Below are 11,772 nucleotides of genomic sequence, written 5' to 3' on the forward strand. Positions count from 1 at the left end.
CCTCTGGAATTCGCCGTCAACCCCTTATTTCAACTTTACTCAGATTTCAGCGTAATCCGTGCGAAAGCCTTCTTGCCGGCCTGGCAAACGTGAGTCGCGCCCAGTACATATATAAAGGAACGATCAACCACCTCACCATCTACACGCACACCACCGGAAGCCAGCAGATCACGAGCAGCTGCCGAGTTCTTCACCAGACCCGCCTTATTAAGGACAGCAGCAATCGGCATATCCTCGGCAGCTGTCAGTTCGATCTCTGGCAGATCATCCGGCAGCTCGCCATCCTTCATACGGTTACCCGCACCACGGTGAGCATTGGCCGCAGCCTCTTCACCGTGGAAGCGCGCAACAATCTCCTCGGCCAGCTTGATCTTGATATCGCGAGGATTAGCGCCGACCTCCACATCAGCACGGAACGCATTGATCTCATCCATTGAACGGAAGCTGAGCAACTCGAAGTAACGCCACATCAACGCATCAGGAATCGAGACCAGCTTGCTGTACATGACACCCGGCGCTTCCTGGATACCGACGTAGTTGCCCAGCGACTTGGACATCTTCTTCACGCCATCCAGACCTTCAAGCAACGGCATCGTCAGGATGCACTGCGCTTCCTGGCCGTAACCACGCTGCAGCTCACGCCCCATCAGCAGGTTGAACTTCTGATCGGTACCACCCAGTTCAACGTCAGCGCGCAAAGCAACCGAGTCATAACCCTGCACCAGCGGATAGAGGAATTCGTGAATGGCAATCGGCTGATTGGTGGTGTAGCGCTTGTCGAAGTCATCACGCTCGAGCATACGAGCAACGGTGTACTGCGAAGTCAGACGAATAAAGTCCGCAGGCCCCATCTGATCCATCCAGGTGGAGTTGAACGCGACTTCGGTTTTCGTCGGATCAAGAATCTTGAACACCTGGGCCTTGTAGGTCTCGGCGTTTTCCAGAACCTGCTCACGGGTCAATGGAGGGCGAGTGGCGCTCTTGCCGCTCGGATCACCGATCATTCCGGTGAAATCACCAATAAGGAAGATCACTTGATGCCCCAGCTCCTGGAACTGGCGCAGCTTATTAATAAGCACAGTGTGACCAAGGTGCAGATCCGGCGCAGTTGGATCGAAGCCGGCCTTGATTCGCAGCGGCTGGCCACGCTTGAGCTTTTCGATCAGCTCGGACTCGACCAACAGTTCTTCCGCACCACGTTTAATCAGCGCTAGCTGCTCTTCAACCGACTTCATAACAGACCCGCAAGGCTCAGATTCAAAGGGAACCAACCATACAAGATCGCGCACCAAATACAAGTTTTGCCCGGCGCACGGACACCAATCCACGGACAGGGCGTCCGCAGACTTGCTTCAGAGATGATTTGGTTATATTTTATACAGTTATTTCATCTTCATCATGTCATTCATCTTTTCCAATTCATCTTTTTCAAAGTCAAATTACTTATGACCACTGAACCGTCTAAAGCGCCACCGCTTTACCCGAAGACCCACCTGCTCGCCGCAAGTGGGATCGCCGCCCTTCTCAGCTTGGCGCTCCTGGTGTTTCCATCCAGTGATGTTGAAGCCAAAAAGACAACGCTGAGCCTTGAACTGGAAAGTCCTGCTGAACAACTGACACAAGATCAAGACGCTGCCGACGCAGCTCAAGCCACAAATGAGTCCGTAGCTTCCCCTTTCGCACAGATCGAAAACAGCGCCGAAGAGACGCAGGAAACCGCTCAGGCCGCACCAGCGCCGACACCGGTAGCTGAAGAAAAGAAGGCCCCAAATCACAGGGAAGTGATCGTCTCCAAGGGCGATACGCTTTCTACACTGTTCGAGAAAGTCGGCCTCCCGGCCGCGGCCGTCCATGAAGTGCTGGCCAGTGATAGACAAGCCAAGCAGTTCAGTCAGCTCAAACATGGCCAGAAACTCGAATTCGAATTGAATCCACAAGGTCAGCTGACCAACCTGCACAGCAAGATCAGCGACGTTGAAACCATCACCCTGACCAAGAATGACAAGGGTTATGTGTTCAACCGCGTTACCGCCAAACCGACTGTTCGCACCGCTTATGTACACGGTGTGATCAACAGCTCGCTGTCGCAGTCCGCCGCCCGCGCAGGCCTTTCCCACAGCCTGACCATGGACATGGCCAGTGTCTTTGGCTACGACGTCGACTTCGCCCAGGATATCCGCCAGGGTGACGAGTTCGATGTGATCTATGAACAGAAAGTGGTCAACGGCAAAGCCGTTGGCAACGGGCCGATACTGTCCGCCCGCTTCACCAACCGCGGCAAGACTTACACCGCCGTGCGTTACACCAACAAGCAGGGCAACAGCAGCTATTACACCGCCGATGGCAACAGCATGCGCAAGGCGTTCATCCGTACACCGGTGGACTTCGCCCGCATCAGCTCTAAATTTTCCATGGGCCGCAAACACCCGATCCTCAACAAGATCCGCGCCCACAAAGGCGTCGACTACGCCGCTCCACGCGGTACGCCAATCAAGGCTGCCGGCGACGGCAAAGTGCTGCTGGCCGGCCGTCGCGGCGGTTACGGCAACACCGTGATCATCCAGCACGGCAACACTTACCGTACGCTGTATGGCCACATGCAGGGCTTCGCCAAGGGCGTGAAGACCGGCGGCACAGTTAAACAGGGCCAGGTGATCGGTTACATCGGCACCACCGGCCTGTCCACCGGTCCGCACCTGCACTATGAGTTCCAGGTCAACGGTGTCCACGTCGATCCATTGGGCCAGAAGCTGCCGATGGCCGACCCGATCGCCAAATCCGAACGCGCCCGCTTCCTGGCGCAGAGCCAGCCACTGATGGCTCGTATGGATCAGGAAAAAGCCACCATGCTGGCTTCGAGCAAACGTTAAGCCATGGCTCTTTATATCGGCGTGATGTCCGGCACCAGTCTCGACGGGCTGGACATCGCCCTGATCGAGCAATCCTCGGCGATCAATCTGGTCGCCACGCACTACATCCCTATGCCTGACACCCTGCGCGCCGAGCTGCTTGGCTTGTGCGCCAGCGGCCCTGACGAAATCGCCCGTTCAGCGATTGCCCAGCAGAATTGGGTGAAGCTCGCCGCGCAAGGGATCCATACCCTCCTCGAACAGCAACAGCTCAAGCCTGAAGCCATTCGCGCGATCGGCAGCCACGGCCAGACCATTCGCCATGAACCGGCACGCGGTTTCACCGTACAGATCGGTAACCCCGCCCTGCTCACCGAACTGACCGGCATCACCGTCGTCAGCGACTTCCGTAGCCGCGATGTAGCCGCCGGTGGCCAGGGGGCCCCGCTGGTTCCGGCCTTTCATGAAGCGTTGTTCGAAGAGCGTACCGGTAACCGCGCGGTCCTGAATGTCGGCGGTTTCAGCAATCTCAGTCTGATTGAGCCGAACAAGCCTGTAGCCGGTTTCGACTGTGGGCCTGGGAATGTGCTGATGGATGCCTGGATTCATCAGCAACGGGGCGAGAACTACGACCGCAACGGGCAATGGGCAGCCAGCGGCAAGGTTGAGCCCACCCTGCTGAAAGCCCTGCTCAGCGATCCGTTTTTCGTGACGCAAGGCCCAAAGAGCACCGGCCGCGAAGTCTTCAACCTGCCCTGGCTGGAGCAACACCTTTCGCGCCTGCCAGTGTTCCCGGCGGAGAACGTGCAAGCGACGCTGCTGGAGCTCACCGCACTGACTATTGTCGATTCACTGCAAAGCGCTCAGTCCGACACTCGGGAACTGCTGGTCTGCGGCGGTGGCGCTCACAACGCAACACTGATGAATCGTCTGGCCGGGTTGCTGCCGAACGCCAAGGTCGCCAGCACGTCGACTCATGGCATTGATCCGGACTGGGTCGAGGCCATGGCCTTCGCCTGGCTGGCTCACTGCTGTCTGGAAGGGATCGCCGCCAATCGCCCGAGCGTCACCGGCGCCAAAGGCCTGCGCGTACTCGGCGCCATCTACCCCAACTGACAAATCGCAGATAACAAAACGCCGCAGAACCGTGAGGTTCTGCGGCGTTTTATTGTGTTCGGTGAAACACTATCAGATCGAGAACGAGGAGCCGCAACCACAAGTGGTGGTGGCATTCGGGTTCTTGATCACGAAACGCGAACCTTCCAGACCCTCCTGATAATCCACCTCGGCACCTGCCAGGTACTGGAAGCTCATCGGATCAACCACCAGACTGACGCCTTCGCGCTCGACGATGGTGTCGTCCTCGGCCACATCTTCATCGAAGGTGAAGCCGTACTGAAACCCTGAACAACCGCCGCCCGTAACGAATACGCGCAGCTTCAAGCGATCATTCCCCTCTTCATCGACCAGGCTCTTCACCTTGTGCGCGGCACCTTGAGTGAATTGCAAAGCCGTGGGGGTGAAGGATTCGACGCTCATGCTGACTATCTCCCGGCGTTACGCCGCCATAATGCGTGATGACGCGCATTATCCGCTTGTCCTAGAAAATCGGTCAACTATTGTTACGGTATATCAATAAAGCAGATCAACCGACCAGAATGCAAAAAGGCCCGTTAGACGGGCCTTTTTACCAAGCAAGATCAGTCGTTACGGCAGCATGCCGGCGTGGGACAGGCCAAAACGCTCATCCAGACCGAACAGGATGTTCATGTTCTGCACGGCCTGACCCGACGCGCCCTTGACCAGGTTGTCGATCACCGACAGCACCACCACCAGATCGCCATCCTGCGGACGGTGAACGGCGATGCGGCAGACGTTGGCGCCACGCACGCTGCGGGTTTCCGGATGGCTGCCAGCCGGCATCACGTCGACGAACGGCTCATTGGCATAACGTTTCTCGAACAGCGCCTGCAGATCCACCGAGCGGTCCACCACAGTCGCGTAGAGCGTGGAGTGAATGCCACGAATCATCGGCGTCAGGTGCGGCACAAAAGTCAGACCGACGTCCTTGCCTGCAGCACGACGCAGCCCCTGGCGAATTTCCGGCAGATGACGGTGACCTTTCACCGCATAGGCCTTCATGCTTTCCGACGTCTCGGAGTACAGCGAGCCTACGGCAGCACCACGACCGGCACCGCTGACACCGGACTTGCAGTCGGCGATCAGGTGCGAAGCGTCGGCAATGCCCGCCTCAAGCAACGGAAGGAAGCCCAGCTGCGTCGCGGTCGGGTAACAACCCGGCACCGCGATCAGGCGTGCTTTCTTGATCTGCTCACGATTGACTTCCGGCAGGCCGTAAACCGCTTCGTCCAGCAGCTCGGGCGCGCCGTGCGGCTGGCCGTACCACTTGGCCCATTCATCGGCGTCCTGCAGACGGAAGTCTGCCGACAGGTCGATGACCTTGGTGCCGGCCGCCAGCAACTCGCCGGCCAGTGCGTGGGCAACACCGTGGGGAGTCGCGAAGAACACCACGTCGCAAGCGCCCAGCGTCTTGATGTCCGGCACGCTGAATGCCAGACCGTCGTAGTGACCGCGCAGGTTCGGGTACATGTCAGCCACGGCCAGACCGGCCTCGGATCGGGAAGTGATCACCACCACTTCTGCCTGCGGATGCTGTGCCAACAGACGCAGCAGTTCGACACCGGTGTAACCCGTGCCGCCGACGATACCGACCTTGACCATAAACCTGCCCTCAACGAACCCACTGGAAAGCCGTCGATAATAGGGGCCGCGCGCCCCTGCGACAACCGTCAAGGTGACGTGCGGACGCTCAAGCCTCTACTATCCGACCTACCGTGAATCAGGGAATAACCCAAAATGCTCTATCTGTGGATCAAAGCGCTTCATATCGTCAGCATCGTGTGCTGGTTTGCCGGGCTGTTCTATCTGCCGCGACTGTTCGTTTATCACGCGCAAAGTGAAGACACGATCAGCAAGGACCGCTTCAGCACCATGGAGCGCAAGCTCTATCGAGGCATCATGGGCCCGGCGATGATCGCCGCGCTGATCTTCGGCGGCTGGCTGATCTACCTGAACCCGAGCATCTTCAGCAGCGGTGGATGGATCCACGCCAAACTGACCCTGGTCGTGCTGTTGATCGGCTACCACCACATGTGCGGCGCGCAGGTAAAACGTTTTGCCCGTGGCGAGAACACCCGCAGCCATGTCTTTTATCGCTGGTTCAATGAAGTGCCGGTTCTGCTATTGCTGGCTATCGTAATTCTGGTCGTGGTCAAGCCGTTCTAACTTCAACAAATACAACTTTCCGGGGTACTTCCGATGTCGCTGCCCGCACTGCTCGAACAACGTCTGCGTCTGCCTGTGGTGGCGGCGCCGATGTTCCTGATATCCAACCCCGAACTGGTGCTGGCGTGCTGCCGTAACGGCGTGGTCGGCAGCTTTCCGGCGCTGAATCAACGCGAAAGCAGCGGATTCAAGGCCTGGCTGGAGCAGATCGAAGCGGGACTGGCGACACTGGAGAACCCGGCGCCTTATGCCGTGAATCTGATTGTTCACAAGAGCAATCCACGTCTGGAGGCGGACCTGAACATCTGCGTCGAGCACAAGGTGCCCATCGTCATCACCAGCCTCGGCGCAGTGAAGGAAGTGGTAGACGCCGTACACAGTTACGGCGGCCTGGTCTTCCACGACGTGACGACCCGCCGCCATGCCGAGAAAGCCGCCGAGGCCGGTGTCGATGGTTTGATCGCTGTTGCAGCCGGTGCCGGTGGGCACGCCGGGACCTGGAGTCCGTTTTCGCTGATCGCCGAGATCCGCGAGTTCTTCGACAAGACCCTGTTGCTTGCAGGATGTTTGAACCATGGGCATGAGATTCTCGCCGCACAACTGCTCGGCGCGGATCTGGCCTACTTCGGCACGCGATTTATCGGCACCACTGAAAGTCATGCGCCTGACGCCTACAAGCAGATGCTGCTGACTGCCAAAGCCGCCGACATCATTCATACTCCTGCCGTGTCCGGTGTTCCGGCCAGCTTCATGCGCCAAAGCCTGGAGGCCGCCGGTTTCGACATGGCAGCCCTGCAAGGCAAGGGTGAAGTGAATTTCGGCGACAAGCTCAAGCCGATCAACGACGAAGCCAAGGCCTGGAAAACCGTGTGGTCTGCGGGTCAGGGCGTGGGGCAAATCGACGATCTGCCAAGCGTGGATCAACTGGTGGCGCGTCTCGATGCCGAGTACCGCCAAGCCCTGGAGCACGCAGCGCAACTGCCGAAACGCTGGCCGCGCTGAATGAAACCTGGCCGGTCGCTGTCTGACTGGCCTTAGACTCAATTTATCTCGCGACAAGGATGCCTCGGCCATGAGCGAACCCCGTTACAAGATCGTTTTCGACGGCGCGCTCCAGCCCGGCGTCGATATCACCACGGCCAAATTGAACCTGGCCGATCTGTTCAAAAGCGATGTCGCCGCCATCGAGCGCCTGTTCAATGGCCGCACCGTCGCGCTCAAGCGTGATCTGTCGCACAGCGATGCGCAGACCTATCTGCAAGCGCTGGGCAAGACCGGGATCGACGCCCGGATCGAAGCGGAAACGCCCATCGAGCTGAATCTGTCGGATGTCCACGAGCAAAGCGCCGCCGTCGCGGAGCCTGACTCGCCTTATGCGCCCCCTCGCGCCGCTGTCGGTGAAAGCCTGCCGGCGTTCGCGCCGCTAAAGCCGTTCAGCGTCGAGGGCCGGATCGGCCGTTTGCGTTACCTGGCTTGGTCGATGGTGTTGAGCCTGGTAACCCTGCCAATCGTCAGCGTGTTCGCGCTGATCGGCCTGGGCCTGGTCAGCGCCGACTCGACGACGGGGCTGATCATCGGCGGTCTCCTCGCCTTCTTCCTGTTCCTGGCCTTCGCGATCGTCGGCATCCTGTTCAGCATTCAGCGCTTGCACGATATCGGCTGGTCGGGATGGCTCTGGCTGCTGACCCTTGTTCCGTTCGTGGGCAGCTTCTTCCCGCTGGTGATCATGGTCGTGCCGGGCAATACCGGCGCCAACCGCTATGGCCCACCACCTCCGCCGAACAGTACGGCAGTCAAAGTGCTGTGCTCTTTGTGGATCGTGTTTATCGGGCTGTTTTTCATGGGCGGCTTGCTGGGTGGGATTACCGCCATCCAGCAGGAATACGAAAGCAGTCTTGAAAGCAGCTATGAGAGCGGTTCGGTGACCACCGATGAAATCGATGTCGAAGTCGAGCCGGCCGCGAATTCGGCAGACGATGCAGCCGAAGCTGCTCTCGCCCCTGTAGACTCTGCGAAAGAATGAACAACGCTCCCCGCCGTGACACCTGCGTCGACGGCGCGGCGCTGTTGCGATGGAGATTTGCATGACCCGTTACGCTCTGATCACCGGCGCCTCCAGCGGCATCGGCCTGGCCATGGCCGAAGCCCTGGCGCGCCGTGGCCGCAGCCTGATTCTGGTGGCCCGCCAGCGTGATCAGCTGGAAAGCATTGCGATTGAACTGACCCAACGCTTCGGCGTGGAGGTGCTGTTCCGCGCCTGTGATCTCGGCGAGCCGCTGCGCCTGTCCGGCTTTCTGCTGGAGCTTGAAGAAGGCGACCGGCAGATCGATCTGCTGGTCAACTGTGCCGGCATCGGTACTTGCGGCCCGTTCCTGGCCCAGGACTGGATGACCGAGCAGGACCTGATCGAAGTGAACATCCTCGCGCTCACCCGCCTCTGCCATGCCATCGGCAACAGCATGGCGTTGCAGGGTGGCGGGCAGATTCTCAATGTCGCGTCGGTGGCGGCCTTCAACCCCGGGCCGTGGATGAGCACCTATTACGCCAGCAAGGCGTATGTTCTGCACTTCTCGGAAGCACTGCGGGTGGAATTGAAGAAGTGTGCGGTCAAGGTGTCGGTGCTCTGTCCCGGTCCGACCCGCACCGCGTTCTTTCGCACCGCGCAACTGAACAACGACAAACTCAACGCCAGCAAACTGCTGATGAGCCCCGAGGAGGTCGCGCTGTATACCGTGCGCGCCCTGGAGAAAAACCGCGCGATCATCATTCCCGGACGCCGAAACCGCTGGTTCGCCTTTCTGCCACGGCTCGGTTCGCGCTGGCTCAATCGCACGATTGTCGGCATGGTCAACAAGGCTTACTGCCCGCGCTGAAAAGCCCTACGGCAAAACACTGGGCGGGCTTATCACCCTATGAGTACACTCAGGCCAGCCCAAACAACGGAGAAAACAGCTGTGGATACTCTGTTCACCAAGATCATCAACCGGGAAATCCCGGCGAAGATCATTTACGAGGACGACCAGGTTCTGGCGTTCCACGATATCGCCCCACAGGCACCGGTGCATTTTCTGGTGATCCCGAAGAAACCGGTACGCACCCTCAATGACCTGACCGAAGACGACAAGGCACTGGCCGGGCATATCCTGTTCACCGCCCAGCGTCTGGCGCTGGAACTGGGTTGCGAGGAAGGCTTCCGGGTGGTGATGAACTGCAATGAAATGGGCGGGCAGACTGTCTACCACATTCACATGCACGTGCTCGGTCAACGCCAGATGAACTGGCCGCCGGGCTGATTGAACCCAACGATCGGTGGGAGCGCCCCGCTCCCACATGACCCAGCGCAAACCTTCCCCGGCCGATTCGGTTAAACTGGCCGCCGAGATTCTTCCCGGAGGTCAGCATGACTACCCAACGTCACTACTCGCCCATTGATCGTCTTCTGCTGCAAGCCGATGCCGCGATGCGTACCCTGCTGCCCTTCAGCGGCCAGCCGTACCGTCCGTCGCCGGCGATCGTGCAGCCCGATGTGCAAATGAGCGATGAAGACACCCGCCATGTCGCCGGCCTGATGCGCATCAACCACACCGGTGAAGTCTGCGCCCAGGCGCTGTATCAGGGCCAGGCGCTGACCGCCAAGCTGCCGCAGGTGCGCGAGGCAATGGAGCATGCGGCTGAAGAAGAGATCGATCATCTGGTCTGGTGCGAACAGCGCATTCACCAGTTGGGCAGTCACACCAGCGTGCTCAACCCACTGTTCTACGGCATGTCGTTCGGCATCGGTGCAGTCGCCGGGCTGATCAGCGACAAGGTCAGCCTCGGGTTTGTCGCGGCGACCGAGCATCAGGTCTGCAAGCATCTGAACGAGCATCTGGAGCAACTCCCGGCCGAGGACGAAAAATCCCGGGCGATTCTGGAGCAGATGCGTATTGATGAAGAGCATCATGCGGAAAGTGCATTGGAGGCTGGCGGTTTCCGCTTTCCGGCGCCGGTGAAGTTCGGCATGAGCCTGCTGGCCAAAGTGATGACCAAGAGCACTTACCGGATCTGAAAAACGCCCATAAAAAAGGCGACTGCCGCAAAGCAGTCGCCTTTTTTTGTGCCTGGATTTCTTAGCTCGGCATATTGCGCGCGTAGAAGATTTCCAGCATTTCGTGCTTCACACGCTCGGTCACCTGAGCACGTTGCTCGGAAGACAGATTGCTGGTGGCGTCGCCGAACAGGTAGTTGTCCAGTTCGAAGTTCTTCAGCAGCATCTTGGTGTGGAACAGGTTTTCCTGATACACGTTCACGTCGGTCATCTGATACGCGTCGCGGGTGTCTTCGGAGAGGTAGTTCTGGATCGAGTTGATCTCGTGGTCGATGAAGTGCTTGTTGCCTTCAACGTCACGGGTGAAGCCGCGCACACGGTAATCCACGGTCACGATGTCCGAATCGAACTGGTGAATGAGGAAGTTGAGCGCTTTGAGCGGTGAAATGACACCACAGGTCGACACGTCGATGTCCACACGGAAGGTCGCGATACCGGCGTCCGGATGGATTTCCGGGTAGGTGTGCACCGTGATGTGGCTCTTGTCGAGGTGGGCCAGGATGATTTCGGGCAACGGGCCCGGGGATTCTTCGATCTGGCTTTCGGTCGGGGTCACCGGCTCTTCCGAGATCAGAATCGTGACGCTGGCACCCTGAGGCTCATAGTTCTGACTCGCAATGTTCAGAATGTTGGCACCAATGATTTCGACAACTTCCGTGAGAATCTGCGTCAGGCGTTCGGCGTTGTACTCTTGATTGATGTACTCGACGTAAGCCTGCTGGTCTTGCGGGGTTTCCGCGTAGCAGATGTCATAGATGTTGAAGCTCAAGGTCTTTGTCAGGTTATTGAACCCGTGGAGCTTGAGTTTGCTTTTCACCGTTAAAAACTCTCTATGTATGCGGCACGGCCGCGTGATCAAGCATGCCCGTCAAGTGCGAACAACGCACCTGCGTAGGACGGTTAACACCTCTTCGCGATGGCGATTTTGGTTATCTGTTCAGGCGGATGACCCGTCGGTTGACTGATCACGGCCCTGAAAAAAGTGGCGCATTATGCAGACGTCAGCGGGGGATCGCCAGAGTCTGCACTGCTTTTATGATAGTTGAATGTCGGCTCAGCCGAGTTCAACGATTTCGTAGTCGTGGGTGATCGCTACGCCGGCGGCGCCGAGCATGATCGAGGCCGAACAATACTTCTCGGCGGACAGTTCGATGGCGCGTTTGACCTGGGCTTCTTTCAGGCCCCGGCCCTTGACCACAAAGTGCATGTGGATCTTGGTGAACACTTTCGGATCTTCGGTCGCGCGTTCGGCATCCAGAAAGGCTTCGCAGCTTTCAACGGCCTGACGGGACTTCTTCAAAATGCTGACCACGTCGAAATTGCTGCAACCGCCGACACCCAGCAGGAGCATTTCCATGGGGCGGACACCCAGATTACGACCACCGGCGTCCGGCGGACCATCCATGACCACGACATGACCGCTGCCGGATTCGCCGAGGAACATGGCTTCGCCAGCCCATTGGATGCGTGCCTTCATCGCCAAGACTCCACTGTAGAAAAAAGGGTCGCCAGCTTAGCACAGGGCCCCGC

Annotated in this window: 13 protein-coding genes; 8 read left to right on the plus strand and 5 right to left on the minus strand. The window is 58.7% G+C overall.

Annotation, left to right across the window (positions count from 1 at the left end; translation table 11 throughout):
• Positions 1-35: 35 nt before the first annotated feature.
• Entirely contained in the window at positions 36-1,235 is a 1,200-nt protein-coding gene (gene tyrS, locus ACM6JM_RS00005) for a tyrosine--tRNA ligase (RefSeq protein ID WP_074692263.1), read from the minus strand.
• Between the two features lie 210 nt (positions 1,236-1,445).
• Here tyrS and ACM6JM_RS00010 point away from each other — a divergent pair, with 210 nt between their 5' ends.
• On the plus strand, positions 1,446-2,870 hold the full coding sequence (locus ACM6JM_RS00010) for a peptidoglycan DD-metalloendopeptidase family protein (protein WP_039768110.1): 1,425 nt from the start codon (positions 1,446-1,448) through the stop codon (positions 2,868-2,870).
• A gap of 3 nt (positions 2,871-2,873) precedes the next feature.
• On the plus strand, positions 2,874-3,965 hold the full coding sequence (locus ACM6JM_RS00015) for an anhydro-N-acetylmuramic acid kinase (RefSeq protein WP_103385428.1): 1,092 nt from the start codon (positions 2,874-2,876) through the stop codon (positions 3,963-3,965).
• 72 nt (positions 3,966-4,037) lie between these two features.
• On the opposite strand, the gene erpA is transcribed toward ACM6JM_RS00015, so the two are convergent.
• Both erpA and argC read right to left on the minus strand, forming a co-directional pair.
• Complete coding sequence (gene erpA, locus ACM6JM_RS00020; protein ID WP_003228776.1) at positions 4,038-4,388, minus strand: iron-sulfur cluster insertion protein ErpA; 351 nt, start codon at positions 4,386-4,388, stop codon at positions 4,038-4,040.
• Positions 4,389-4,556: 168 nt separating this feature from the next.
• Positions 4,557-5,591 (minus strand): N-acetyl-gamma-glutamyl-phosphate reductase, encoded by a 1,035-nt coding sequence (gene argC, locus ACM6JM_RS00025; protein WP_115079390.1) that lies wholly within the window; start codon positions 5,589-5,591, stop codon positions 4,557-4,559.
• 135 nt (positions 5,592-5,726) lie between these two features.
• Here argC and hemJ point away from each other — a divergent pair, with 135 nt between their 5' ends.
• The 6 genes from hemJ (at position 5,727) to coq7 (ending at position 10,203) form a co-directional block, all read left to right on the plus strand.
• A complete protein-coding gene (hemJ, locus tag ACM6JM_RS00030) occupies positions 5,727-6,155 on the plus strand; it encodes a protoporphyrinogen oxidase HemJ (RefSeq protein WP_414881104.1) in 429 nt (142 codons plus the stop codon).
• 33 nt (positions 6,156-6,188) lie between these two features.
• Positions 6,189-7,157, plus strand: coding sequence for an NAD(P)H-dependent flavin oxidoreductase (locus tag ACM6JM_RS00035; RefSeq protein WP_074692253.1), 969 nt, complete (start codon positions 6,189-6,191; stop codon positions 7,155-7,157).
• 70 nt (positions 7,158-7,227) lie between these two features.
• Positions 7,228-8,178 carry a DUF805 domain-containing protein gene (locus tag ACM6JM_RS00040; RefSeq protein WP_039768105.1) on the plus strand — a complete coding sequence of 317 codons (951 nt, stop codon included), beginning with the start codon at positions 7,228-7,230 and terminating at the stop codon, positions 8,176-8,178.
• Positions 8,179-8,239: 61 nt separating this feature from the next.
• A complete protein-coding gene (locus ACM6JM_RS00045) occupies positions 8,240-9,028 on the plus strand; it encodes an SDR family NAD(P)-dependent oxidoreductase (protein WP_007956321.1) in 789 nt (262 codons plus the stop codon).
• Positions 9,029-9,109: 81 nt separating this feature from the next.
• Positions 9,110-9,448: a histidine triad nucleotide-binding protein gene (locus tag ACM6JM_RS00050; RefSeq protein ID WP_007956318.1), complete on the plus strand. Its 339-nt coding sequence runs from the start codon at positions 9,110-9,112 to the stop codon at positions 9,446-9,448.
• Between the two features lie 107 nt (positions 9,449-9,555).
• Positions 9,556-10,203, plus strand: a complete 648-nt coding sequence (coq7, locus tag ACM6JM_RS00055) for a 2-polyprenyl-3-methyl-6-methoxy-1,4-benzoquinone monooxygenase (protein ID WP_007956317.1) — start codon at positions 9,556-9,558, stop codon at positions 10,201-10,203.
• Between the two features lie 61 nt (positions 10,204-10,264).
• On the opposite strand, the gene speD is transcribed toward coq7, so the two are convergent.
• Positions 10,265-11,059 (minus strand): adenosylmethionine decarboxylase, encoded by a 795-nt coding sequence (speD, locus tag ACM6JM_RS00060; RefSeq protein WP_007956315.1) that lies wholly within the window; start codon positions 11,057-11,059, stop codon positions 10,265-10,267.
• A gap of 237 nt (positions 11,060-11,296) precedes the next feature.
• The gene (locus ACM6JM_RS00065; RefSeq protein ID WP_016772921.1) at positions 11,297-11,719 is read right to left on the minus strand and encodes an OsmC family protein; all 423 of its coding nucleotides are present in this window, start codon (positions 11,717-11,719) and stop codon (positions 11,297-11,299) included.
• Positions 11,720-11,772: the final 53 nt, after the last annotated feature.

The sequence above is a fragment of the Pseudomonas sp. IT-P2 genome (genome assembly GCF_949767575.1).
GTDB lineage: Bacteria > Pseudomonadota > Gammaproteobacteria > Pseudomonadales > Pseudomonadaceae > Aquipseudomonas > Aquipseudomonas pharyngis.

Coding starts and splice junctions, on each gene's coding strand:
- ACM6JM_RS00010 (WP_039768110.1), top strand. CDS start 1,446: ATGACCACTGAACCGTCTAAAGCGCCACCGCTTTACCCGAAGACCCAC.
- hemJ (WP_414881104.1), top strand. CDS start 5,727: ATGCTCTATCTGTGGATCAAAGCGCTTCATATCGTCAGCATCGTGTGC.
- erpA (WP_003228776.1), bottom strand. CDS start 4,388: ATGAGCGTCGAATCCTTCACCCCCACGGCTTTGCAATTCACTCAAGGT.
- argC (WP_115079390.1), bottom strand. CDS start 5,591: ATGGTCAAGGTCGGTATCGTCGGCGGCACGGGTTACACCGGTGTCGAA.
- tyrS (WP_074692263.1), bottom strand. CDS start 1,235: ATGAAGTCGGTTGAAGAGCAGCTAGCGCTGATTAAACGTGGTGCGGAA.
- ACM6JM_RS00065 (WP_016772921.1), bottom strand. CDS start 11,719: ATGAAGGCACGCATCCAATGGGCTGGCGAAGCCATGTTCCTCGGCGAA.
- ACM6JM_RS00045 (WP_007956321.1), top strand. CDS start 8,240: ATGACCCGTTACGCTCTGATCACCGGCGCCTCCAGCGGCATCGGCCTG.
- ACM6JM_RS00015 (WP_103385428.1), top strand. CDS start 2,874: ATGGCTCTTTATATCGGCGTGATGTCCGGCACCAGTCTCGACGGGCTG.
- ACM6JM_RS00035 (WP_074692253.1), top strand. CDS start 6,189: ATGTCGCTGCCCGCACTGCTCGAACAACGTCTGCGTCTGCCTGTGGTG.
- ACM6JM_RS00040 (WP_039768105.1), top strand. CDS start 7,228: ATGAGCGAACCCCGTTACAAGATCGTTTTCGACGGCGCGCTCCAGCCC.
- coq7 (WP_007956317.1), top strand. CDS start 9,556: ATGACTACCCAACGTCACTACTCGCCCATTGATCGTCTTCTGCTGCAA.